Source organism: Paraburkholderia silviterrae, assembly GCF_004353915.1.
GTDB classification, from domain to species: Bacteria; Pseudomonadota; Gammaproteobacteria; order Burkholderiales; family Burkholderiaceae; genus Paraburkholderia; species Paraburkholderia silviterrae.
On record NZ_SMRP01000004.1, the window covers coordinates 100,723 to 115,732 of the forward strand.

13 protein-coding genes are annotated in these 15,010 nt (G+C 67.5%); 9 read left to right on the forward strand and 4 right to left on the reverse strand.

The window, feature by feature from the left end; genetic code table 11:
• Window positions 1-281 precede the first annotated feature (281 nt).
• Window positions 282-2,318 carry a bifunctional tRNA (5-methylaminomethyl-2-thiouridine)(34)-methyltransferase MnmC2/FAD-dependent 5-carboxymethylaminomethyl-2-thiouridine(34) oxidoreductase MnmC1 gene (mnmC, locus tag EYW47_RS10805; protein ID WP_133194854.1) on the reverse strand — a complete coding sequence of 679 codons (2,037 nt, stop codon included), beginning with the start codon at window positions 2,316-2,318 and terminating at the stop codon, window positions 282-284.
• A gap of 421 nt (window positions 2,319-2,739) precedes the next feature.
• On the opposite strand from mnmC, the gene EYW47_RS10810 reads away from it, so the two are divergent.
• Complete coding sequence (locus EYW47_RS10810; RefSeq protein ID WP_006050811.1) at window positions 2,740-3,018, forward strand: HU family DNA-binding protein; 279 nt, start codon at window positions 2,740-2,742, stop codon at window positions 3,016-3,018.
• A 114-nt stretch (window positions 3,019-3,132) separates the two neighbouring features.
• Here the strand turns inward: EYW47_RS10810 and EYW47_RS10815 are convergent, their stop codons facing one another.
• Window positions 3,133-4,431: a GTP-binding protein gene (locus EYW47_RS10815; protein WP_133194855.1), complete on the reverse strand. Its 1,299-nt coding sequence runs from the start codon at window positions 4,429-4,431 to the stop codon at window positions 3,133-3,135.
• A 265-nt stretch (window positions 4,432-4,696) separates the two neighbouring features.
• The gene (locus EYW47_RS10820; RefSeq protein ID WP_133194856.1) at window positions 4,697-5,143 is read right to left on the reverse strand and encodes a lytic transglycosylase domain-containing protein; all 447 of its coding nucleotides are present in this window, start codon (window positions 5,141-5,143) and stop codon (window positions 4,697-4,699) included.
• A gap of 547 nt (window positions 5,144-5,690) precedes the next feature.
• Between EYW47_RS10820 and gspD the strand changes: the two genes are divergently transcribed.
• From gspD to gspF, 3 genes are read left to right on the forward strand one after another with little or no spacing between them, the layout of a single operon-like run.
• Window positions 5,691-8,108, forward strand: coding sequence for a type II secretion system secretin GspD (gspD, locus tag EYW47_RS10825; protein ID WP_133194857.1), 2,418 nt, complete (start codon window positions 5,691-5,693; stop codon window positions 8,106-8,108).
• 2 nt (window positions 8,109-8,110) lie between these two features.
• On the forward strand, window positions 8,111-9,619 hold the full coding sequence (gene gspE, locus EYW47_RS10830) for a type II secretion system ATPase GspE (protein WP_133194858.1): 1,509 nt from the start codon (window positions 8,111-8,113) through the stop codon (window positions 9,617-9,619).
• An 18-nt stretch (window positions 9,620-9,637) separates the two neighbouring features.
• The gene (gene gspF / locus EYW47_RS10835; protein WP_133194859.1) at window positions 9,638-10,855 is read left to right on the forward strand and encodes a type II secretion system inner membrane protein GspF; all 1,218 of its coding nucleotides are present in this window, start codon (window positions 9,638-9,640) and stop codon (window positions 10,853-10,855) included.
• 64 nt (window positions 10,856-10,919) lie between these two features.
• Here gspF and EYW47_RS10840 read toward each other — a convergent pair whose 3' ends face one another.
• Window positions 10,920-11,333 carry a general secretion pathway protein GspC gene (locus tag EYW47_RS10840; RefSeq protein WP_133194860.1) on the reverse strand — a complete coding sequence of 138 codons (414 nt, stop codon included), beginning with the start codon at window positions 11,331-11,333 and terminating at the stop codon, window positions 10,920-10,922.
• A 203-nt stretch (window positions 11,334-11,536) separates the two neighbouring features.
• On the opposite strand from EYW47_RS10840, the gene gspG reads away from it, so the two are divergent.
• The 5 genes from gspG to gspK all read left to right on the forward strand — a co-directional run bounded on the left by gspG (window position 11,537) and on the right by gspK (window position 15,008).
• Entirely contained in the window at window positions 11,537-12,016 is a 480-nt protein-coding gene (gspG, locus tag EYW47_RS10845; RefSeq protein WP_133194861.1) for a type II secretion system major pseudopilin GspG, read from the forward strand.
• A 123-nt stretch (window positions 12,017-12,139) separates the two neighbouring features.
• Window positions 12,140-12,661 carry a GspH/FimT family pseudopilin gene (locus tag EYW47_RS10850; RefSeq protein ID WP_133194862.1) on the forward strand — a complete coding sequence of 174 codons (522 nt, stop codon included), beginning with the start codon at window positions 12,140-12,142 and terminating at the stop codon, window positions 12,659-12,661.
• A 1-nt stretch (window position 12,662) separates the two neighbouring features.
• On the forward strand, window positions 12,663-13,109 hold the full coding sequence (gene gspI, locus EYW47_RS10855; protein WP_133194863.1) for a type II secretion system minor pseudopilin GspI: 447 nt from the start codon (window positions 12,663-12,665) through the stop codon (window positions 13,107-13,109).
• Between the two features lie 7 nt (window positions 13,110-13,116).
• Window positions 13,117-13,839 carry a PulJ/GspJ family protein gene (locus EYW47_RS10860; protein WP_133194864.1) on the forward strand — a complete coding sequence of 241 codons (723 nt, stop codon included), beginning with the start codon at window positions 13,117-13,119 and terminating at the stop codon, window positions 13,837-13,839.
• 2 nt (window positions 13,840-13,841) lie between these two features.
• Window positions 13,842-15,008 carry a type II secretion system minor pseudopilin GspK gene (gene gspK, locus EYW47_RS10865; protein ID WP_165976529.1) on the forward strand — a complete coding sequence of 389 codons (1,167 nt, stop codon included), beginning with the start codon at window positions 13,842-13,844 and terminating at the stop codon, window positions 15,006-15,008.
• The last annotated feature ends 2 nt before the right edge of the window (window positions 15,009-15,010 follow it).

The following is a 15,010-nucleotide window of genomic DNA, read 5'->3' on the forward strand; positions in this document are numbered from 1 at the left end:
GTTTTTCTGTGGATAACCCCTGTATACCTATGTGAATCATTGGCTTGGCGTTCGCACAACCGCATGCGTAGCGTGTGTGGCTCGGGCTGGCATCGAAGAGTAACTTTTGGGCCGCGAGACCAGGTCGTCGAGTTACCCCGTTTACGTCCACATCGCGTCCACATTGGATCTACTCGCAATCCGCGCGGTTATCCACAGGTTGGCGTGGACAACCGTACTGGTATTGGTATGGAAAATGGCGGGCACGCATCGCGTGCGTGGGGCGCCGCGTGTGCGGCCGACTAGAGACTGCGCTGGCGCAAAGCGCGTTGCAGGAAGCGCGCGGGATCAACCTGTTCGGCGAGTTCGCGCTCGATCGGCCACGGCTCACCTTCGAGCTGCGAGGCGATGAGCTCGGCGCCGAGCGCGGCCCACACGAGCCCGCGCGAGCCGAAGGCGAACGCGCCGTAGAGCCCGGGGGTACGCGGCAAGTCGAGCGGCCAGGCGCCGGAAAGCCGCTGCGCGTCGCGCCGTGCCGCGGCCTCGTCGCCGAGCTGGCCCAGCATGGGCAGACGGTCGCTCGTGACGCAGCGCAAGGCCACACGGCCTCGCCAGGCGCGCTGATGCGCGCCGGCCGCCGCATTGGCGGCTGCGGCCTGGAGGCCCGGCAGCATCTGCGCGACGCGCTCGAGGTTCTCCACGTGCCCGGCTTCGCGCAGGACGATATCGGTGTCGTCGACTTCGTAGGTGGCGCCCGCGAGCGTCACGCCGCCGGGCAGCGGCACCGCGTAGCCGTCGCCGATCACGGGTACGCGCAGGGACGCGAGCGGGCTCTCGTCTAGCAGCGTGAGCTGACCGCGCACGCTGCGCGTGGGGGCGAAGTCGAGCGCGGCGGCCCGTGCGGCGTCGTGCGCGTTGGCGAAAATCACCACGCCCGCCTGGGCGACGAGCGTGCCGCTTGGATCGAAGACTTGCCATGTGTCGCCGGCACGCTCGATGCGCTCGACTTGCACGCCGTAACGCACGTCGACTTGCGCATCCGGGAGCGCCCTCGCCGCGGCAATCTGCGCGCGGCACAGCGAGGCGGGATCGATTGCGCCGCCGCGCGGATAGAACCAGCCGCCCTGCGCGAGCGCGACGCCGGCAATCGATTCGGCCTCTGCGCGGTCGACGCCCCGCACGAATTCCTCGGGATAGCCAAATGATGCGAGCGCCGCGGCAACGGCATGCGATTCGTCGTCCGTAGCAAGATGCAGGAGTCCTGCGTGTGAGCGCACCGGCGCCTCGATTGCCCCATGCGCGCTCGCTTGCGCCGTGGCGTCTAGCGCGGCCCAGCGCCGCAGCGCGTAGAGAAACCCCGCGCGTGTAATGCGCGATGCGCTGCTGTCGTCGCGCGAGACGAGCGGGTGGAACACGCCCGCAGGATTTCCCGAGGCTTCCCGAGCGGGCGCCGCGTGCCGTTCGACGAGCGTGACGCGCCAGCCGCGCGCCGCGAGCCGTTCGACCAGCGCGCTACCCGCGAGCCCCGCGCCGATCACTACCGCGTGCCTGCACTCAAGCGCGAGCGGCAACGGCGGCTCGTAGCGCCGCACGCGCCAGCGCGGCGCGAAGCGGCCGGCCAGCATCGTCCATTTCGCCCCGAAGCCGGCTGTCTTGTGGTATTCGAAGCCGTTCTGCTCGAGCGCTCGCTTCACCTCGCCTGCGCTGCTCCACGTCGCGAAGGTGGCCTCTTCGCCCGCGACGCGCGCGAGCGCCTTGAAGATCGCCGGCGACCAGAGCTCGGGGTTCTTCGCCGGGGCGAAACCGTCGAGATAAATCGCATCGGCGCGTAACCACATTTTGGGAAGCATCTCGAGCGCGTCGCCGAAAGCGAGCGTGAGCGTGACGCGTCCGCCTTCGAACTCGAGCCGGTGCGTGCCGGGCACGAGCATCGGCCAGGCGTCGACGAGCTCGTGCGCAAGACGCGCGATCGACGCGCCCTCTTTGCCCGATGCATGCGATGCGTGCGCAACCACTGCGTCGAGCGCCGCGCGCAGATCGTCACGCGAAAACGGATGCTTTTCCACCGAGACGAAATGCAGGCGCTCGCAGCGCGCGGACGCATTGCGCCATGCCGCCCATGTCGCGAGGAAGTTCACGCCCATGCCGAAACCCGTCTCGAGCACGGTGAAAATGCGCTGGTTCTGCCAGCGTTCGGGCAGGTTGTTGCCGCGCAGAAACACGTATTCGGCCTGTTCGAAGGCGCCGAAAGTGCTGTGATAGACGTCGTTAAAGCGCGGCGAATACGGCGTGCCGTCTTCGCGGAACGCGAGCGTGGCGGGGATCAGTGTGGCAGTCATGACTTGCGCGTTGGCTGGAAGCGGTGGGTTTCGAAGCGGGCGCTGCGGCGGCAAAGCCCCGTGGGCACTGGGTTTGCGGGCACAAAGCGTTGGCGCCGCGCAACGCCGGGAAGGTTAAATCTGCGCACGGCAGCGTGCTTTTGCCATGTGCCGCCCGTCTAAAACACGAGAGCGGCGCGCAAAACCCGCGCGAACCCCTCTAAATCTTCGAAACCCTTGTCGTTATTGGGTTTGCGCTGCGCTATCATAGCAAGCGCCGCCCAGGGAAGCGGCAGCACGGACGTCGCGGCGAAGCTGGCCACCGCAACGAAAATCTCGGGGGTGCTCCGGTTCCGATGCTGCTCGACGGCGCGGCACGCGACCGTATAATCGGCGCGTTCGCGCTGTTCGTGTCAACCTAAACACAGAAAGGAACTTCTCAATGAATAAACAGGAACTGATCGACGCCGTCGCAGGACAGACGGGCGCTAGCAAAGCACAAACCGGTGAGACGCTGGACACGCTCCTCGAAGTGATCAAGAAGTCGGTGTCGAAGGGCGACGCCGTTCAGCTGATCGGCTTCGGCAGCTTCGGTTCGGGCAAGCGCGCGGCACGCACGGGCCGCAACCCGAAGACGGGCGAAACCATCAAGATTCCCGCGGCCAAGACCGTCAAGTTCACGGCTGGCAAGGCGTTCAAGGACGCCGTCAACAAGCGCTAAGGCATTGCCGCTTTAAGTTGACACCCGCCCCTGGCGGGTTTTTTTTTGCCCGCAGGATTCAGGCATCCGGTGGGCGGTCGCGAATCCGTGCACCCGGATTCGCGGCATGGTGACTCAGTCGTGACCGTGGACGATTTCACCTTCGCCGCCGTGGTCATGATCGTCGTCCTCGAAATCCCAGCACGGGAACGGATCGGCATACGCCTGCCAGGCGTCAGGGCCCGCGGCGAATTCCGCGTCGGTCACGAGGCACGCATCGAGCCTGGCCTGCCACGCTTCGTGATCGAGATCCACGCCGATCATCACCAGCTCCTGGCGCCGGTCGCCGATGCGCGTATCGTTCGGCTCACCGAACCAGTCGGCCGCGATCTCCTTTTCCAGCTCGGCGTCCTGCGGCCATTCCTCGCGCGGCTGCGCGGCCCACCAGGTGCCCGCCGGGCCATGGCGGCACACGCCACCCGCCTGCGAAAGCGAGCCGGCCACGTCGTTGCGCGTGGCGAGCCAGAAGAAGCCTTTCGAGCGCAGCACGCCCTTCCACTCCTGGTTGAGCAGCGCCCACAGACGCTCGGGATGGAATGGCTTGCGCGCGCGATAGACGAAGTTGCCGATGCCGTACTCGTCGGCTTCGCTGTGGTGCGCGTGCGCGGCGTCGTCCTCGCCATGCTCGTGCAGCGAGGCGAGCCAGCCCGGCGCGCTCGCGGCGGCGTCGAAGTCGAAGCGGCCCGTATTGAGCACTTCGGCAAGCGGGACCTGGCCGTGGCGGCTCACCACCTGCACCGCGCGCGGATTGATGCGCGCGAGAATGCGCTGCAGGCGCGCGAGCTCGTCGGCGCTCACGAGATCGGCCTTGTTGAGCACGAGCACGTCGCAGAACTCCACCTGCTCGATCAGCAATTCGACGATCGTGCGGTCGTCGGTGTCGCTCGCCGCCACGCCGCGCTCGGCGAGCGGGTCGGCGCTCGCGTAGTCGCGCAGGAAGTTGAAGGCGTCCACGACGGTCACCATCGTGTCGAGGCGCGCGATGTCGGCGAGCGTGACGCCGTCTTCATCTGCGAAGGTGAAGGTTTCGGCGATGGGCATGGGCTCGGCGATGCCGGTCGATTCGATCAGGATGGCATCGAAACGCTGTCCGGCGAGCGCTGGGTCGGCGAGGCGACGGATCTCGGCGAGCAGGTCGTCGCGCAGCGTGCAGCAGATGCAGCCGTTGGACAGTTCGACGAGCCGTTCCTCGACGTGCGAGAGCGCAGCGGCGTCGCGCACGAGTGTGGCGTCGATGTTGACGGCGGCCAGATCGTTGACGATCACGGCCACACGTAAGCCGGCGCGGTTGGCGAGGACGTGATTGAGCAACGTGGTCTTGCCCGCGCCCAGAAAACCGGAGAGCACGGTGACGGGCAGTGGCGGCTGATTCATTGCAGTGTGCGATAAGAAAGGCAGGAAGTCGGGCCGCGCGGACCGGCAAGTGCCCGGCGGATGCCGGGAACGGCCGTGGCGGCGCAAGCCTGCATTTTGCACCATGCGCGCGCGGCGCGCTGACGGTGCGAGGTGGGGACGAAGCGGGGGCGAGGCGGGTGCGCTCCCGGCTCACGGTTGGGGCGACTGTGCTTCGGACCCGCGCCCGGCGCGGCGCCCCGGCCGCGCTAGCCCAGCCGCCGCAGGGCGGCCAGCGCCGCACCGCTCAGGGCATCAATTTCCATTTGCGCAGGATGGCGGCGATCTGCTGCGCATATTGATCGCGCAATGCGGGCGTTTCCGAGTGGTAAGCACCCACGGCAGCCCAGGTGTTGCCGTACTTGTTCATCTTCTGACGCAAATGCCAGGCGGCGATATAGACGTTCTTGCACGGCTGCATGAGCGTGCTCGACGAAATGCCGTATTGCGCAAGCGTTGGCAGATGAACCGAGTTGATTTGCATCACACCGTAGTCAACCGAACCATTCGCATTCCTGTGCAACGCGTCGGGAGTGTTGTGCGATTCCTGCCAGGCGATGGCGCGCAGAATGAGTGGATTGACCTTCTGGTAGCGGGCCGCCTCGTCGAAACAGTCGGCGCGTGCCGGCGCGCTCGCACAGACGGCGGCGAGCGTGAGGGCAGTGACAATCGTGGCGGATGCAACCTTTTTCATTGGAAGGCCGAAGGACGTTGCCATACGCGAGGCCAGCGGCCTGCTCCGCCCGAGATGGGGGAAACCCGTGCCTGCCCTGCGTACTCTGCGCTGAGCATTGCGCTCAGTGGACCGCCCGTATGATACCGGCAGACGAAGTCGCGTCAAGCCAGCCAAACGGCACGCGAGCCGCCGTCGCGCGAGCAAGGCGCAGGCCGTCAGCGCAGAAGCGGCGTGGCTTCGGACCGATGCCGTTCCCAATCCTTACAAAATGCCTCGCGGCGTTGCGGCAAGTTAGAGGAAATCCCCAGACGTTATTTCTTTGTGACAAATTCGACACGAAAAGCTGCTACTGTTGCACTTTTTGGTGGTCGTCGGGTGCCGGGAGGAGCGGCGCCGGCAGGCTCTCGCCGGTGGGCCGATCAAGCCGGTCTTGGCGAGCGTGACCCGCAGGCTGGCTGGCCTGAGAAGGCGCGACGATCACTTTAAGCACGTTGAGCACGATAAGTACGACCGGCCGGCGGCGTCCGTCCCCGGCTTCGATATGACACCCATGAGAATAAATCGTATGGCTTTGCGTCGCGTCGCCACGGCGCTGCTCGTGAGCGGACTCATGGCGGCGCAACTTGCGCACGCCCAGGTCACGCTCAACTTCGTCAACGCCGACATCGATCAGGTGGCGAAGGCAATCGGCGCGGCCACCGGCAAGACGATCATTGTCGATCCGCGCGTGAAGGGGCAGCTCAATCTCGTTTCCGAGAACCCCGTGCCCGAGGACCAGGCGCTCAAGACGCTGCAATCGGCGCTGCGCATGCAGGGCTTCGCGCTCGTGCAAGACCACGGCGTGCTCAAGGTGGTGCCCGAGGCCGACGCCAAGCTGCAGGGCGTGCCTACCTATGTGGGCAATGCGCCCTCGGCGCGCGGCGACCAGGTGGTCACGCAGGTGTTCACGCTGAAGAACGAGTCGGCGAACAACCTGCTGCCCGTGCTGCGTCCGCTCATCTCGCCGAACAACACCATCGCCGCGTATCCGGGCAACAACGCGCTCGTCGTGACAGACTACGCCGACAACGTGCGCCGCATCGCCGCGATCATTGCCGGCGTGGACACCGCAGCGGGCCAGCAGGTGCAGGTGGTGCCGCTGAGGAACGCCAATGCGCTCGACATCGCGCCGCAGATTGCGAAGATGCTCGACCCGGGCGCCATCGGCGCCACCGACCCGTCGCTCAAGGTTTCGGTTGTCGCCGACCCGCGCACCAACTCGCTGATGCTGCGCGCGTCCAATGCGCAGCGCCTCACCGCCGCGGTCCAGCTGGCGAGGCAACTCGACGCGCCCACGAGCATGCCGGGCAACATGCACGTCGTCACGCTGCGCAACGCCGACGCCGTGCAGCTTGCCAAGACACTGCGCGGGATGCTGGGCAAAGGCGGGAACGACTCGTCGTCCGGCAACAGCGCGAACTCGTTCAACCAGAATTCGGGCAGCTACGGCAGCGGCGGCGGTGGCGGCAGCACCTCGACGGGCCTTTCAGGCACGCCGCCGCTGCCCAGTTCGTTCGGCGGCGGGACGTCGTCAGGCAGTTCGCTGACGGGCGGCGCGTCCGGCGGCAGCGGCGGCAACGAAGCGCCGTTTCTGGGCGGCGACAAAGACAAGGGCGACGACAATCAGCCGGGCGGCATGATCCAGGCCGACGCGGCGACCAACTCGCTGATCATCACGGCGCCGGATCCGGTGTACCGGAACCTGCGCTCCGTGATCGACCAGCTCGATGCGCGGCGCGCCCAGGTCTACATCGAAGCGCTGATCGTCGAGCTGAACTCGAACACGAATGCCAATCTCGGCATCCAGTGGCAGATCGCGAACGGCAATGTTCTCGCGGGTACCAATCTTGCCACCGGCGGCGGCAACAGCATCGTCAACCTGACGGCGGCAGCGGTGGCCAACGCCGCCACCGGCGGCCTCGTGAGCTCGCTCGGGGGCCTCCAGCAGGGCCTGAATGTGGGCTGGGTGCACAATATCTTCGGTGTGCAGGGGCTCGGTGCGTTGCTGCAGGCGCTGTCGCAGACGAACGACGCCAACGTGCTGTCCACGCCTAACCTCATCACGCTCGACAACCAGGAGGCGAAGATCGTCGTCGGCACGAACGTGCCGATCCAGACGGGCTCGTATTCGAATCTCACGAGCGGCTCGACGAGCTCGGCGTTCAACACTTACGATCGTGTCGACGTGGGTCTGACGCTGCACATCAAGCCGCAGATCACCGACGGCGGCATCCTGAAGCTGCAGCTGTACACAGAGGACTCGGCAATCGTCAACGGCACGACCAATGTGTCGACCAATCCGGCCGGCCCCGAGTTCACCAAGCGTTCGATCCAGTCGACCGTGCTGGCCGACAACGGAGAGATCATCGTTCTTGGCGGCCTCATGCAGGACAACTATCAGGTCAGCAACAGCAAGGTGCCGCTGCTCGGCGACATTCCCTGGATCGGCCAGTTGTTCCGCTCGGAAAACAAGACGCGCGCGAAGACCAACCTGATGGTGTTCCTGCGTCCGGTGATCATCAACGACCGCAATACGGCGCAAGCGGTGACGTCGAACCGCTACGACTATATCCAGGGCGTGTCGGGCGCATACAAGTCCGATAACAACCTGATCAAGGATAACGACGACCCGGTGGTGCCGCCGATGCCGGTCGGTCCGAACGAAGGCGGATCGGCGCTGAACCTGTTCGATCTCGACAAGATGCGGCGCGAGCAGGCGGTACGGTCGCTGCCCGGGGCGCCTGCTGGTGCTCCCGCGAACGGTGCGGGCGCAGTACCGGCCGCGACGCCCGGCGTAGCGACGCCCGGCGTCAACAGCTACGCGGTGCCGACAGGCACAGCCGCAAGCGCTACGCAGATGCAGCCGGCTTATCCTGCAACAACGCCTGCGCAATATCCGCCCGCGCAGCAACCGCTCACCGCCCAGCCGAGGGTGCAGCCTTGAGCATGGCAGACACGCCCCGCCCGTCCTCCGCGGCTGCGCGCGAGATCGCGGCGACTCGCGAGGCGCCCTCGCCCGTCGCGGCGCGGCTCGTGCCGTATGGCTTTGCGAGGAGCGGCCAGATCCTCGTCGCGCAGCAGCACGCCGACGGGCTCGAGGTGTGGATCAGCGAGCGCACCACGGGCGCGGCGATTGCCGAAGTCGCGCGCAATTTCGGGGCGTTCTCGCTCGTGCGCATTCCCGCGGACGAGCTCGCGCAAGCGATCAATCAGGCGTACGCGCGCCAGGACGGCAGCGCGGCGCAGGTGGTGGGCGAAGTGGAAGGCGAAGTCGATCTCTCGCGCCTGATGCAGGACATTCCCGAGGTGGAGGACCTGCTCGAATCCGAAGACGACGCGCCGATCATCCGCATGATCAACGCGCTGCTCACGCAGGCCGCGCGCGAGCAGGCCTCGGACATTCACATCGAGCCGTTCGAGAATGCCTCGGTGGTGCGCTTTCGCGTGGATGGCACGCTGCGCGACGTGGTGCGCCCGAAAAAGGCGCTGCACGGCGCGCTGATCTCGCGCATCAAGATCATGGCGCAGCTCGACATCGCCGAGAAACGCCTGCCGCAGGACGGCCGCATTACGCTGCGCGTGGGCGGACGCCCCGTGGACGTGCGCGTTTCCACGCTGCCCACCGGTCACGGCGAGCGCGCGGTGCTGCGTCTGCTGGAAAAGGACGCGCAGCGCCTGAATCTCGAAGCGCTCGGCATGGCCGCCGACACGCTCAAGCAGTTCGACCAGCTGATCGCCAAGCCGCACGGCATCGTGCTCGTGACGGGGCCGACCGGCTCGGGCAAGACCACTACGCTCTATGCGTCGATGTCGCGGCTGGAGACGGCCTCGACTAACATCATGACCGTCGAGGACCCGATCGAGTACGACCTCGCGGGCATCGGCCAGACCCAGGTGAACGAGCGCATCGGCATGACGTTTGCGCGCGCGCTGCGCTCGATCCTGCGTCAGGACCCGGACATCATCATGATCGGCGAAATCCGCGACCTCGAAACCGCGCAGATCGCCGTGCAGGCCTCGCTCACGGGCCACCTCGTGCTCGCCACGCTGCACACCAACGACGCCGCTTCGGCGGTCACACGCCTGACCGACATGGGCGTGGAGCCTTATCTGCTCGCTTCGTCGCTGCTCGGCGTGCTCGCGCAGCGCCTCGTGCGGCAGCTGTGCCGCGTGTGCAAGGAAGAGCGCGTGGAGGACGACGGGCGCAAGCGCTGGCATCCGGTCGGCTGCGAGCGCTGCGGGCATTCGGGCTACTCGGGCCGTCGCGGCGTGTACGAGCTGCTGCTCATCGACGAGCCGATCCGCAACCTCATTCACCGCAACGCCGCCGACGCCGAGATCTTCACCGCGGGCCGCGCGCAGGGCATGCGCACGCTGCGCGAAGACGGCGAGCGCTGGCTCGACGCGGGCACGAGCTCGCTCGAAGAGGTGTTGCGCGTGACCGGCGGCACGTAACCGGGAGCGATCAGCACGATGCCGGCATTCCGTTTCGAAGCGATCGACGCCGCGGGCAAGGCGCAAAAAGGCGTGCTCGACGCGGACAGCGCGCGCGGCGCGCGTGTGCAGCTGCGCGGCCAGGGCCTCACGCCGCTCGTGGTCGAGCCGGCCGCAACCCGCACGCGCGGTGCGCGCGCCCAGCGCCTCGCGCTCGGGCGGCGCCTCTCGCAGCGCGAGCAGGCGATTCTCACGCGCCAGCTCGCGAGCCTGCTGGTGGCGGGGCTGCCGCTTGGCGAGGCGCTCGCGGTGCTCACCGAGCAGGCCGAGCGCGACTACATCCGCGAGCTGATGGCCGCGATCCGCGCCGAAGTGCTGGGCGGCCATTCGCTCGCCAACGCGCTCTCGCAGCATCCGCGCGACTTTCCCGATATTTACCGCGCGCTCGTGGCGGCTGGCGAGCACACGGGCAAGCTCGGCATCGTGCTCTCGCGTCTGGCCGACTACATCGAGCAGCGCAACGCGCTCAAGCAGAAGATCGTGCTGGCCTTCACCTACCCGACGATCGTCACGATCATCGCGTTCGGCATCGTCACGTTCTTGCTGAGCTATGTGGTGCCGCAGGTCGTGAACGTGTTTGCGAGCACGAAGCAGCAGTTGCCGTTTCTGACCATCGCGATGATGGCGCTCTCGGGATTCGTGCGGCAATGGTGGTGGGCCGTGCTGATCGCGGTGGCAATCGTCGCGTGGATCGTGCGCGGGACCTTGCGCCGGCCCGGGCCGCGCCTGGCGTTCGACCGGTGGCTCCTCACGGCGCCGCTCGCGGGCAAGCTCGTGCGTGGCTACAACACGGTGCGCTTCGCGAGCACGCTCGGCATTCTGAGCGCGGCGGGCGTGCCGATCCTGCGCGCGCTGCAGGCGGCGGGCGAGACGCTCTCGAACCGCGCCATGCGCATGAACGTGGACGACGCCATCGTGCGCGTGCGCGAAGGCACGTCGCTCTCGCGCGCGCTAGGCAATACGAAGACGTTTCCGCCCGTGCTCGTGCACCTGATTCGCTCGGGCGAGGCGACCGGTGACGTCACCACGATGCTCGACCGCGCCGCCGAAGGCGAGGCGCGCGAGCTCGAGCGGCGCACGATGTTTCTCACGAGCCTGCTCGAGCCGCTGCTGATTCTGGCGATGGGGGGCGTGGTGCTGGTGATCGTGCTCGCCGTGATGCTGCCGATCATCGAGCTGAACAACCTCGTGCAGTGAGCGCAGCAGTGTGCTGTGCAGTGAAAAGCGCGGCGGCTTTTGGCGCCACGCCGCGCGGTACGGATCAGCGCACGTAGATGGTGGGGCCGGCGGTGTTGGCCGGCAGGAAGATTTCGGAGTGCACGCCGTGGCGGTCGATGACGATCGAGCGGGCGCGCACTTCGGCGAGCGTCGCGTCCTGGCCGATGGGGCCGCCGAGCGAGATGGCTCGCGCCGGGTCGCCGCCTACGCTCACGATGGCCGCCGCGCCCTGCTGGAGCGCGAGGATGCCGAAAAGGTGGATGTCCTGCACGACGTTGTGCTCGAGCTTGCCGCCAAAGAGCGTGCCGGCCTCGGCGACCGAGACGGGTGCCTGGGCGGCGGCGGCCTGCACGGGAGCGGCGCGCGAGGCGGCGATTTCGAGCGTCCACCACGCAGCCGTGGCGCAGAACGCCGCGAACGCGGCGAGTGACAGAAGGCGAATTTGCAGTGGGTTCATGCGCTCCATTGTACGAAGTATTGTGGGCGTTTTGATGGCGCACATTGGGTAAGCCACTCGGGTCTCGACCCGGTACTCAAGCGCGTCATCGTGTGACATTACAATGACCCGTCATGTGCGCGCGAACGGGGGTTCGCGCGCACAACGATGCAGGGCGCACACCGGTGCGCCGCAACGATCATTCGCCAGGAGGGAAAGAACTCATGTCCATATGGACCAACAGTCGTGAGCTACGCGGCCGCACCGAAATCGAGCGTCTGCGCGCACGTCGCCAGCGCGGCTTCACGCTGATCGAAATCATGGTCGTGATTGCGATCCTCGGCATTCTCGCGGCGCTGATCGTGCCGAAGATCATGAGCCGTCCCGATGAAGCGCGCCGCGTCGCCGCGCGTCAGGACATCGGCACGATCATGCAGGCGATGAAGCTCTACCGCCTCGACAATGGCCGCTACCCGAGCCAGGATCAGGGCCTGCAGGCGCTGGTGCAAAAGCCCACCACCGACCCGGTGCCGAACAACTGGAAGGATGGCGGCTATCTGGAGCGCCTGCCCAACGATCCGTGGGGCAATCCGTATCAGTATCTGAACCCGGGCGTGCACGGCGAGATCGACGTCTTCAGCTATGGCGCCGACGGCAAGCCCGGCGGCGAAGGCAACGACGCCGACATCGGGTCCTGGCAATAGAGAACCGAGACCCTCCGGGGCCGGCCGCCGCGTGAAACGGCGGCCCTGTGCCCGGTCCTGCGCTTGATTGAGCCGCCCGCGCCTCGTTTCCCGTTCATCTCCAGCTTCGCGTTCCCCAGCCCCATGCACGCCCGCCCCTTCCGCTGTCGCGACCGTACGCCGATGCGCACCGCGCAAGCGGCGCGCGTGCGTTCGGCGGGCTTCACGCTGCTGGAAATGCTGGTCGTGTTGATGATCGCCGGGCTGCTGGTGTCGCTCGCCTCGCTCTCGCTCACGCGCAATCCGCGCACCGATCTGAACGAAGAGGCGCAGCGCCTTGCGTTGCTGTTCGAATCCGCCGGCGACGAGGCGCAGGTGCGTGCGCGCCCCATCGCATGGCAGCCCGTCGAGGGCGGATTTCGCTTCGATGTGCATACCGAGGACGGCTGGCGCCCGCTGCGCGACGACCTGCTCGGCCCGCGCAAGTGGGAAGGCGGCGTGACGGGCGTATCGATCACCTACCCCGGCGGCGACGACGACCTGCATGCGAACCGTGTCGTGTTCGGCACCGAGGCCGTCGAGCAGCCGGTCGAAATCACGCTGTTCTCCGCGGCGGGCCGCGCCACCATCGTCGGTACCGGCACGGGCCGGTTTGAGGTCCGCTGAGATGCGCCAGGTCCCCCGTTGCGCCGCCCGCTCCCCCGCCTGGCACCGCGTGCGCCGGCAGCCGCCTCGCCGCGCCGCGACACGCGGCTTCACCATGATCGAGGTGCTGGTTGCGCTCGCCATCGTGGCGATCGCGCTTGCGGCTTCGCTGCGCGCCGTGGGCAACCTCGCGGCGAGCGAGGCCGAACTGCACGACCGCCTGCTCGCGGGCTGGAGCGCCGACAACGCGCTCGCGCAGCTGCGTCTCGCGCATGCTTGGCCCGAGCTCGGCCAGCAAAGCTTCGACTGCTCGCAGGGCAACCTGCAGCTCGTCTGCACGCAGCACGTCACGGCCACGCCCAATCCCGTCTTCCGCCGCGTGGAGGTCTCGGTGACGACACCGGGCCGCAACGGCAATCTCGCGCAACTCGTCACGGTGCTCGGCAATGAGACGAACCGGTCGCTGTGAGTTTTCGATGAGCGCAAAGCGCGTGCCTCTCGCGCGGCGGCCTGCGTGTCGCGCGCGGCACGCCGTGCCCGGCGCTTCGCGCGCGCGCCGTGCCGCCGGTTTCACGCTGATCGAGCTGCTCGTCGCCATCGCGATTCTCGCCGTGGTCGCAATCTTGTCCTGGCGCGGCCTCGACCAGATCGTGCGCGGCCGCGACATCGTCACGCGCTCGATGGCCGAAGAGCGCGTGTTCGCGCAGATGTTCGACCAGATGCGCATCGACGCGCGCCAGGCCGTCAGCGACGACGAAGCGGGCGCACCCGCGGTCTCCGTCGACGGCGGCGCGCTGCAGATCGTGCGCGCTTTCGCCGTGCCGCCCGGCGCGCCGCCGCGCCTGCAGGTGGTGCGCTACCGCGTGAGCAACGGCCAGGTGGTGCGCTACGCGTCGCCGCCGCTCGCCAACCTCGGGGAGTTGCGGCGCGCGTTGCGCGGCGGCGAGAGCAGCACGTGGAGCGCGTTGCCGATGATGCAGGGCGTGGGCGCAATCGATGCGCGGCTCTATGTGCCGAAGGAAGGCTGGACCTCGAACATGGACGCGGTGCGCCAACAGATCGCGGCGAGCGCCGACAGCGTGAAGGTGCCGCAACTCGGCAATGCACCCGTGCCGCGCGCGGTGACGGGGCTCGAGGTGAGCGTGGGCGCCAGCTCGCTCGCCAGGCCGGTCACGCGCGTCTTTCTCGTGGGGGAGTGAGCGTGCGCCGACATCGACATTCCCGCTCCCTTGCCCGCACGGCCGCTCGCACCGCCGCGCGCCGCCGTCCGCAGCGCGGCGCGGCGATCATCAGCGCGCTGCTGGTGGCCGCGCTTGCCGCGATTCTCGTCTCGGGCATGCTGTGGCGCCAGCAGGTGCAGGTGCGCCGCATCGAAAATCAGCGGCTGCTCGCGCAGGGGCAATGGATCGCGCGCGCCGCGCTCGACTGGACACGCCTCGTGCTGCGCTCCGAAGCCGATACCGCGCCAGGCATCACCTACCTGGGCGGCGCGTGGGGCATGCCGGTCGCGAAGACGCGCCTTTCGGACTTTCTCGGCCAGATCGGCGAGACGCGCGCGCAACAAGGCGCCGACACCTGGCTCTCCGGCTCCATCGAGGACGCCCAGGCGCGCTTCAATCTGCGCAATCTCGTGTCGGCGTCCGCGCCCGGCGCGCTGCAACTCAATCTCACGCAGATCGAGGCGTTCGCACGCCTCTTGCAGCTGCTCGGCCTCAACGGCCAGCTCGCGAAGAACACCGCCGTTTATCTGCGCTCGGGGCTCGCCCACTCGGTCACGCGCTTTCAGACCGGCACCACGCCGACGGGCGCCACCGGCACGGCCTCGAACACGGCTAACACGTCGAACACGTCGAGCACGCAGCAGCTCGTGGGCGGCGCGGGGGGCGGTGCGAACTTCACCGACAACCCCGGCCTTTCCGACGCCGATACCAACAGCGCCGTCGCACCCCTGCTCATGACGAGCGTCGATTCCCTGCTCGACGTGCCGGGTTTCACACCCGACACCGTCGCGCGTCTGCGGCCCTTCGTGACGATCCTGCCCACCACGACGCCCGTGAACATGAACACGGCCAGCGCCGAGGTGATTGCGGCGATCGTGCCGGGCATGAGCCTCTCGAGTGCGCAAGCCTTCGTGGCGCGGCGCCAGACGGTGTTTTTCCATAACCTCGCCGACGTGCAGCTCGCGCTGCAAGGCGCCGGAACTCCACAGAGCAGCGTCGATTCGACGCTCTGCGACGTCAATACGAGCTATTTTCTGGTCCATGGGCGCGTGCAGCACGAGCGCGCCGTCGTGGACCGGATGACGCTCGTGTGGCGCGACCCGCTCACCCATACGACGCGCATCGTGCGCGTGCGCGACGAACCATGAAA